5 protein-coding genes are annotated in these 4,423 nt (G+C 36.1%); all 5 read right to left on the bottom strand.

Translation table 11 applies throughout. The features are described 5' to 3' along the window. On the bottom strand, positions 1–622 hold a 622-nt coding region (locus ACXJIE_RS00075), incomplete at its 3' end, for an ABC transporter ATP-binding protein (RefSeq protein WP_456478941.1). Beyond that, positions 619–1,383 carry an ABC transporter permease gene (locus ACXJIE_RS00070; protein WP_456478940.1) on the bottom strand — a complete coding sequence of 255 codons (765 nt, stop codon included), beginning with the start codon at positions 1,381–1,383 and terminating at the stop codon, positions 619–621. The genes ACXJIE_RS00070 and ACXJIE_RS00075, both read right to left, overlap by 4 nt. Before the next feature lie 11 nt (positions 1,384–1,394). Next, a complete protein-coding gene (locus ACXJIE_RS00065) occupies positions 1,395–2,762 on the bottom strand; it encodes a mannose-1-phosphate guanylyltransferase/mannose-6-phosphate isomerase (RefSeq protein ID WP_456478939.1) in 1,368 nt (455 codons plus the stop codon). Positions 2,763–2,819: 57 nt separating this feature from the next. Continuing rightward, complete coding sequence (locus tag ACXJIE_RS00060) at positions 2,820–4,001, bottom strand: capsule polysaccharide biogenesis protein (RefSeq protein ID WP_456478938.1); 1,182 nt, start codon at positions 3,999–4,001, stop codon at positions 2,820–2,822. Between the two features lie 48 nt (positions 4,002–4,049). Then, positions 4,050–4,423 (bottom strand): capsular polysaccharide export protein, LipB/KpsS family (locus ACXJIE_RS00055; protein ID WP_456478937.1); only part of this gene is annotated, 374 nt, incomplete at its 5' end.

Below are 4,423 nucleotides of genomic sequence, written 5' to 3'. Positions count from 1 at the left end.
CTATATCATGACTGACAAAAATTATGGTTTTTCCTTTTTCTTTAAATTCATAAATTTTATTCTTGCTTTTTTCCTGAAACTTAAAATCCCCGACACTTAAAACCTCATCAATAAGCAGTATATCAGGATCCGTATGAACCGCCACCGAAAAACCGAGTCTTGACATCATTCCCGATGAATATATTCTTATCGGCTGTTCAATAAAATCTCCTATTTCACTGAATTCGATAATGCTTTCAAGTTTACTCATAATCTCTTTTTTTGTCATTCCCAAAAGAATACCGTTTAAAATTATATTTTCCCTTCCGCTCAAATCAGGATGGAATCCGGCACCCAATTCAAGTAAAGGCGCAATCCTTCCTTTTACGTACACTTCACCTTCTGACGGTGCGAGCACCCCTGCTATAAGCCCCAAGGTCGTACTCTTGCCCGCACCGTTTTTTCCTATAATTCCCACTACATCCCTGTCGTATATTCTAAAAGAAATATTATCCAAAGCAAGAAATCTGTTATTTTTTATTCTTTTTATTTCACTGAAAAAATTGAGTAAAAAGTTTTTTATCCCTCCCGTATTCAAAAGAGTATAATATTTCGTTATATTTTTAAATTCTACTCTTATCATACCAACTCCGCAAATTTATATTTCAGTTTCGAATAAACAACCTGGGCGATTATCAGAAACACAAAAGAATAACCCAAAGAAAGAACTAAAAATTTTATGTCTATTGTATTTTTCAACACAAGATTCTGCCAGTTCACAACCACTGTCATAAAAGGATTCAGATACATTAAATAATGATATTTCTGCGGAATCATACTCATAGGATATATTATAGGGGTCATGTAAAAAATAAATGTCAAAAGAAGTCCTATAATTCTTTCCATATCCCTAAAAAAAAGATTTACCGTCGCAACGATAAGCGTAAGCGCGTAAATATATATTCCCGTTACAAACAAAAGTACGGGAACATACACAATCCAGGAAACGGAAGGGTAAAAATGATAATACAGCATAAACATAATAAGTACCGGTATAGAAACTAAAAAATTAAATCCCTCACTGAGCACCAAAGCTATCGCCAAAAAATTTCTTGGAAAATTCACCTTTTTTATAAGAGAGGCATTAGAAATAAAAAGATTCGCTCCTACCATAATTGAATTGTTAATCCACTGCCATACAAAAAGCCCGCTTATCAAAAAAAGGGTATAATCCTTCATCTGAACTTTAGTCACCACTTTAAAAACAAAATAGAAAATAAGAGCCAAAAACAAAGGATTGGCCAGCGACCACAAATAACCGAGATAACTGTTTTTATATCTTACTTTTATATCTTTTTTTGTCAGTTCGAGCAGCAAATCTTTATAATACTGAAAGTTTTTCAATTAAATATCCTTTAACATCTTTCAAAATCATCATCAATTCTGACGATATCGTCTTCTCCCGTATATTCACCGACCTGCGCCTCTATTAAAACAACGGGTATCTTGCCCGGATTATACAGCCTGTGCACTTCTCCCATAGGTATGTACGTCGATTCGTTGGGTCTTACCAGCTGTACTTTGTCCCCTATAGTAACCTCCGCCGTACCGCTTACAACTATCCAGTGTTCGCTTCTGTGGAAATGTTTTTGAAGGGAAAGTCTTTTTCCGGGTTTTACAACTATCCTTTTGATTCTGTATCCCCTGTCGTCTATAAGGTTCTCATATGTCCCCCACGGTCTGTGCACCACTGTATGGGAAAGAGTAAGCTCTTTATTCTCTTTTTTTAACACTTCTACGACGTCTTTTACTTTCTGACTTTCACCTTTTTTGGTAATAAGAAGAGCATCCGCCGTATCTATTACTATCAGATCCTCCACACCTATCGCCGCGACTATTTTATTCTCTTTTGATATATAATAAAAATTGTTTTTGCTGTTTATTTCTATAGCCTCTTTCGAAGGTATCTCCTTAATCAGCGAATCAAAGCTTCCCACATCGTTCCATTCGAACTCTCCGGGAACAACCTTGATTTTCCCGCTTCTCTCCATTACCGCATAATCCACGCTTATATCTGGAATATTTTTCATCTCTTTTAATCTTACCTGATTATTGTTTACTATCTGTCTTTTCTCATAACTTTTTATTACTTCTTCGTATACGTTAGGGGAATGTTTTTTCAGTTCTTCCAAAAACACGCCTGCCTGCATCATAAACATTCCGCTGTTCCAATAATAATTCCCTTTTTTTACATATTCTTTTGCTTTATCTAAATTAGGCTTTTCATGAAACTTAATTACATCCCTTCCGTCGGCTTCTATATATCCGTATCCGCTGTTAGGTTCGTCCGGCTTTATACCGAACGTTACCAGGTTACCCTCTTCGGCAAGTCTTCTCGCCTCCGTAACAGCCTTCTCATATTCCTCCTCATTTTTTATAAGATGATCGCTCGGGGTTATAAAAAGTATCTCGTCATCATCACTCTCGAGTGCGGCAAACGCTATTGCGGCGGCGGTGTTCCTTCCTATCTCTTCAAGTAAAAATTTCGTATTGTTTACATTGAATTTATCATGTTTAAGCTCTTCAAGCTGATCCAACGCTATAAAATACTGCTCCGCATTCGAAACTATCATACATTTATTAACAAGCTTCGCATTTCTCTTTATTGTCTTTTGAAACAAAGACTTCTCCTCAAACAGTTTCAAAAACTGTTTTGGCATCAGTTTCCTGCTCAACGGCCATAACCTCGTCCCGCTCCCTCCGCACAATATTACGTTCTTCACTCTTCGGTCCTTTAAATAAATAATAATTAAAATTATAACAAATTAACATAAACAAACTTATAAACGTTCAAAATCAAAATATCCGTAAAAACTGCCGTTTATCTGCGTATTGTCTATTAAAAACTGTCTGAATTTTCCAAAAAGCCTTTTATCGGGATTTTGGGGATTTTTCCAAAATTCACACAGATACTTCTGATCCGTTATTCCGTCTATATCATATATGGCCTCTCCCAAAACCTTGACCGGCGAATTATGAAAAAGAGCCTGCAGCCCCACTGTGGAATTTATGGTAACTGTACCCAAAGTATGCTGAAGAAGTGTGGGCAGATGCAAATCGTAAACGGTAATAACCCTTTCTTTTACGCCGTATCTGCCGGCCGTTGTTTGAATAAGTTTTTTATAATCTTTTCTCCCCCTGTCCATCGGATGGTGTTTGATAACAAGATACACTCCCTCGGGAGCATTAAGGGAAAAAGATTTTATTACAAGCTCTATAAACTCCTCTATGGTATGAAATTTGGAATGTACTTTCAGCTGAAAATCGTTATATGTCTGAAGAGGAACAAAAAAATACTTAAGCTTAATTATCTCTTCAAGCGTTCCTTTTTCCAAAATTTTGTATTTATATTTTCTGTAAGCGTTTCTTATACCGTAAAAAGCCTCTTTAAAAGGGTTGAGTTCCCTGTGGTGTTCATAATAAGGATAAAAAGATTTTCCTAAATATGCAAAAATATAATACCAGCTTGCGCTCCAAGCCATTTTAAAAAAGGAAGGATTCGCAGGTTTTATATCAAGATATTTAAAACCGCCCTCTTTCAGATTCTCATAAAAATCCCTTTCCCTCGGAATAAGAGAATAGTTGTTAACACCCCATTTTTCCATTGTCACAAAATCGGGTCTCACATACCCCTCTTCAAACACAAACGTGTCTATTCCTAATCTCTGCGATATTTCAACGGCAATACTCTGATAATACCTGCAGTCTCCGAACAGAAATATTTTATCAATCCGATTATGTTTTACATAATCGGTAAAAAACTCTCTCCACTCTTCTTTCTTTCCCTTAAATGTAGTAAAATTATCATGGTTGGAAAACAGCCAATCCCCGGCATTGAAGCCGATACGGAAAGTCTTAGCCCCTTTTTCCCTGAAATAATTGTCAAGCCTTTTAAAAAAATCGCCCATCGGCCCCTGTAACAACAGTATGTTTTTATTTTTTACATCGCCTACCCTGTTCAATTATAAACATCCTTCAGTTTAATTTAACGGTTCTGAGGGAAATATTTTTTATTTATCTTGCAACAGTTTCCCCGCCGTCTGAATTTTTCTAAAAATATTATTCCTAAAATCGGTTAATAATCTGTAAATCATATCGTTATTATACTTATTTTTCAGTTCTTCAATATCCTTAATCAGTACTTCAACTTCGCAAAATTTACCGGTTTTCGGTGAAATATACCTCGGATATAGAATATACGCCCCGGCTACCAGCTCATTGACACTCAGTTTTCTTTTTCTTCTTTCACATTTTTTTTCGTCAATAGTAAGACCCCATCCGGCATAAAAAGGCATACCGTACGTATAAACCTCTTTTCCCCTGATTATTCCTTCAAATCCGCTTAACGAGGTAATCGTATGCACTTCATCACAAACATCGAGCA

It is taken from the genome of Nautilia sp. (genome assembly GCF_053994455.1).
This window is presented reverse-complemented; position numbering and strand designations above follow the sequence as displayed.